This window comes from Pseudomonas sp. MD195_PC81_125 (assembly GCF_014060985.1).
Classification (GTDB): Bacteria; Pseudomonadota; Gammaproteobacteria; order Pseudomonadales; family Pseudomonadaceae; genus Aquipseudomonas; species Aquipseudomonas parakoreensis.
In genome coordinates, this window is record NZ_JABULD010000672.1 from 1 (window position 1) to 3,827 (window position 3,827).

Sequence of the window (3,827 nt, forward strand, 5' to 3'; positions counted from 1 at the left end):
ACGCACAAACCATGTCCCTGTAGGAGCTGCCGAAGGCTGCGATCTTTTGCTTTTATAGCTTGTTGATCGGCACCTTCAGGTAAACCACACCATTGTCCTCGGCCGCCGGAAAATTCCCCGCCCGCACATTCACCTGAATCGCCGGCAGCAACAGCGTCGGCATGCCCAACCCGGCATCGCGTTTGGTGCGCATCTCGACAAACGCCGCCTCGTCGATCCCGTCATGCACATGAATATTGCTCTTGCGCTGCTCACCGACCGTGGTCTGGTACTGCGCGGCGCGGCCTTCGGGCGGGTAGTCGTGGCAGACGTAGAGTTTGACGCTGGCGGGGAAGGCCAGCAGTTTGTGGATCGAGTTGAACAGCTGATGCGCATCGCCGCCGGGGAAGTCGCAGCGGGCGGTACCGACATCGGGCATGAACAACGTGTCGCCGACCAGGATCTGCTCGCCGTCGATCAGGTAGGCCATGTCCGCCGGGGTGTGGCCGGGGACGTGCAGGGCGGTGGCTTTGAGATTGCCGATCCTGAACGACTCGTTCGGCGCGAACAGGTGATCGAACTGCGAGCCGTCGACGCAGAATTCCGGCTCCAGATTGAACAGCGCCTTGAACACATTCTGCACTTTGCTGATCGACTGACCGATGGCGATCTTGCCGCCCAGTTCGCGGCGCAGGTACGGCGCGGCGGACAGGTGGTCGGCGTGGGCGTGGGTTTCCAGCAGCCATTGCACCTGCAGACGGTGGTCACGAACGAAGGCGATGACTTTGTCGGCCTGTACGGTGCAGGTACGACCGGCGGCGCCGTCGTAATCGAGGACCGGATCGACGATTGCACATTGCCCGCCATCGGCTTCATAGACCACATAGCTGTAGGTCGAAGAGGCGGGGTCGAGGAAAGCTTCAATCTGCGCGGGCATGGACACCAACCTGAATCAGGGAAATGGGTTGCAACACTTTATCTAAAAACATAATGTTCGCAGCTTAAGTGACGTTGAAGGCATCATGCAAATGCAATCCAGTCTGACCGAATGTGAAGTCGCCCAATTGCGGGCCTCCGCCTCCAAGGCCTGCGCGCTGCTCAAGGCGTTGGCCAATGAGGACCGTCTGTTGATCCTGTGCCAGCTGACTCAGGGCGAACGCAACGTCGGCGAGCTGGAAAAAATGACCGGTGTGCGCCAGCCGACGCTGTCCCAGCAACTGGGCATCCTGCGCGATGAAGGCCTGGTGGCGACCCGCCGTGAAGGCAAATACATCTTTTACGGCCTGGCCAGCCCTGAAGTGATTCAGGTGATGAAGACCCTGTCCGGGTTGTATTGCGGGGCGGTGCTCAAGAGCTGGGGCCACCCATAAATGTCAGCCAACACCTACATCCCCTGTGGGAGCGAGCTTGCTCGCGAAAGCGGTGTATCAGTCAATACTTTGACCTACTGACACATCGCCTTCGCGAGCAGGCTCGCTCCCACAGGGCATTTGTAGATTGGCCGGAAAATCCTTGCGTGCAGCAATAAGGAACAAGCAATGAACGATCAACACTGGGGCCCATCCATCAGTGCAGACATCGTGGTCATCGGCGGCGGCACCGCCGGCATCGGTTTTGTCGCCAGTCTGCTCAAGCGTGATCCCACTCTGAACATCACCGTGATCGAGCCGAGCGCCCACCACTACTACCAACCGGCGTGGACGCTGGTCGGCGGTGGCGCCTATGACGTCAAGGACACCGTGCGGCCGATGAGCAAAGTGATGCCGCGTCAGGCCACCTGGATTCAGGCGGCGGTGACAGCGGTGGATCCCGACACACGTCACCTCACGCTCAACGATCAACGCCGCGTCAGCTACCAGAACCTGATCGTCTGCCCCGGCCTGCGTCTGGCCTGGGAGAAAATCGAAGGCCTGCAGGAAAGCCTCGGCCAGCATGGCGTGACGTCCAACTACAGCTATCAGCATGCGCAGTACACTTGGGATCAGGTGCAGAAACTGCGCGGCGGCAAGGCGCTGTTTACTCAGCCGGCGATGCCGATCAAATGCGCTGGCGCGCCGCAGAAGGCGTTGTACCTGTCGTGCGATTACTGGCGCAAGACCGCTGTGCTGAATAACGTTAACGTCGAGTTCAACCTCGCCGGTGCTGCACTCTTCGGTGTCGCGACCTTCGTCCCGCCGCTGATGAAGTACATCGAGAAGTACAATGCGCAACTGGCCTTCAACAGCAATCTGGTCAGGGTCGACGGCCCGGCGAAAACCGCCTGGTTCGAGATCAAGGACGCTGACGGCAACGTCACCACACAGGCGAAAACCTTTGACCTGCTGCATGTCGTGCCGCCGCAAGTCGCGCCGGACTTCATCGCCCAGAGCCCGCTGGCCGACGCCGCCGGCTGGTGCGAAGTCAATCCGCACAGCCTGCAACATCCGCGTTACCCCGAAGTGTTTGGTCTCGGTGACATCTGCGGCACCCCTAACGCAAAAACCGCTGCCGCCGTGCGCAAGCAGGTCGTGGTCGTCGCCGAAAACCTTCTGGCGCTGCGCAAGCGGCAGCCGTTGCCACTGAAGTACGACGGCTATGGTTCCTGCCCGCTGACGGTGGAGAAGGGCAAGGTGATCCTCGCCGAGTTCGGTTACGGCGGGAAGTTGCTGCCGACCTTCGCCCTTGATGCGACCGTGCCGCGCCGCTCGGCGTGGTTTCTCAAGGCGACGCTGCTGCCGTGGTTCTACTGGAACGGCATGCTCAAGGGCCGCGAGTGGCTGACCGGTTTGTCCAACGTCGACTGAGAACTCCCTATGTTGCTGGCAAGTCTGTTTGGCGTGTTGATGGGGCTGATTCTCGGGCTGACCGGGGGCGGGCGGCGGGATTCTCGCGGTGCCGGCGCTGGTGCTCGGCCTCGGCTGGAGCATGACTCAGGCCGCGCCCGTGGCGTTGTTCGCGGTGGGCAGTGCGGCAGCCGTCGGTGCCATCGACGGTTTGCGTCATGGCTTGGTGCGCTATCGCGCGGCACTGCTGATTGCGGCGCTTGGCGCGGTGTTTTCGCCGCTGGGGATCTATTTCGCGCATCAGTTGCCGGAGCAGGTTCTGATGATCCTCTTCAGCCTGCTGATGGTCATGGTCGCCTGGCGCATGTTGCGCCGCGAGCGTGCGCAAGAGGGACCGAGCGACCACGGCCACGCGAGCTGGGGGCAGAAGAACTGCATGCTCAATGAACAGACCGGGCGCTTCGACTGGACCGCCAAATGCACCGCGACTCTTGCGGTATTGGGCGCGGTGACCGGCGTGGTTTCGGGCTTGCTCGGCGTCGGCGGAGGGTTCCTGATCGTGCCGGCGTTCAAGCAACTGACCGATGTGCAGATGCGCGGGATCGTGGCGACGTCGCTGATGGTGATCAGCCTGATTTCGGCGATTGGCGTGATCGGATCGTTTCACGCAGGCGTGCGGATTGACGCACAAGGCGCGGCGTTTATCGTCGCCAGCATCGTCGGCATGATCATCGGGCGCAAGCTTTGTGCGCGGGTCCCGGCGCGGACATTACAGGTGGGGTTTGCCAGCGTGTGTCTGTTGGTGGCGGGGTATATGTTGTTGCGTGCCTGAATGTTGGCAGATCAAAAAGATCGCAGCCTTCGGCAGCTCCTGCAGGAATCGCATTCCCATGTAGGAGCTGTCGAGTGAAACGAGGCTGCGATCTTTCAGGCTGTTACAACACCAAGTGCGGTAGCCACAGGGAAATGGCGGGGATGTAAGTGACCAGCATCAACACCAGAAACAGCACGGCATAGAACGGCAGCAGCGCTTTCACGGTGCGCTCGATACTGACCTTGCCCACCGCCGAACCGACAAACAGCACC

General features: G+C 61.1%; 4 protein-coding genes and 1 pseudogene. 3 read left to right on the forward strand and 2 right to left on the reverse strand.

Annotation, left to right across the window (positions count from 1 at the left end; all coding sequences use genetic code 11):
• Nucleotides 1-52 precede the first annotated feature (52 nt).
• Entirely contained in the window at nucleotides 53-916 is an 864-nt protein-coding gene (locus HT737_RS26415) for an MBL fold metallo-hydrolase (RefSeq protein WP_182404310.1), read from the reverse strand.
• A gap of 91 nt (nucleotides 917-1,007) precedes the next feature.
• On the opposite strand from HT737_RS26415, the gene HT737_RS26420 reads away from it, so the two are divergent.
• From HT737_RS26420 to HT737_RS26430, 3 genes and pseudogenes are all read left to right on the forward strand, one after another.
• Complete coding sequence (locus HT737_RS26420) at nucleotides 1,008-1,349, forward strand: helix-turn-helix transcriptional regulator (RefSeq protein WP_003224002.1); 342 nt, start codon at nucleotides 1,008-1,010, stop codon at nucleotides 1,347-1,349.
• Nucleotides 1,350-1,517: 168 nt separating this feature from the next.
• Nucleotides 1,518-2,762, forward strand: a complete 1,245-nt coding sequence (locus HT737_RS26425; RefSeq protein ID WP_182404311.1) for an FAD/NAD(P)-binding oxidoreductase — start codon at nucleotides 1,518-1,520, stop codon at nucleotides 2,760-2,762.
• Nucleotides 2,763-2,771: 9 nt separating this feature from the next.
• Nucleotides 2,772-3,573 (forward strand): annotated as a pseudogene (locus HT737_RS26430) (sulfite exporter TauE/SafE family protein).
• 103 nt (nucleotides 3,574-3,676) lie between these two features.
• Here HT737_RS26430 and HT737_RS26435 read toward each other — a convergent pair.
• Nucleotides 3,677-3,827, reverse strand: a 151-nt coding sequence (locus tag HT737_RS26435; protein ID WP_182404312.1) for a TRAP transporter large permease subunit, incomplete at its 5' end; no start/stop codon positions are given.

Bases quoted from the DNA above. Each gene is read 5' to 3' on its own strand.
- HT737_RS26415 (WP_182404310.1), bottom strand. From the start codon at position 916: ATGCCCGCGCAGATTGAAGCTTTCCTCGACCCCGCCTCTTCGACCTAC.
- HT737_RS26420 (WP_003224002.1), top strand. From the start codon at position 1,008: ATGCAATCCAGTCTGACCGAATGTGAAGTCGCCCAATTGCGGGCCTCC.
- HT737_RS26425 (WP_182404311.1), top strand. From the start codon at position 1,518: ATGAACGATCAACACTGGGGCCCATCCATCAGTGCAGACATCGTGGTC.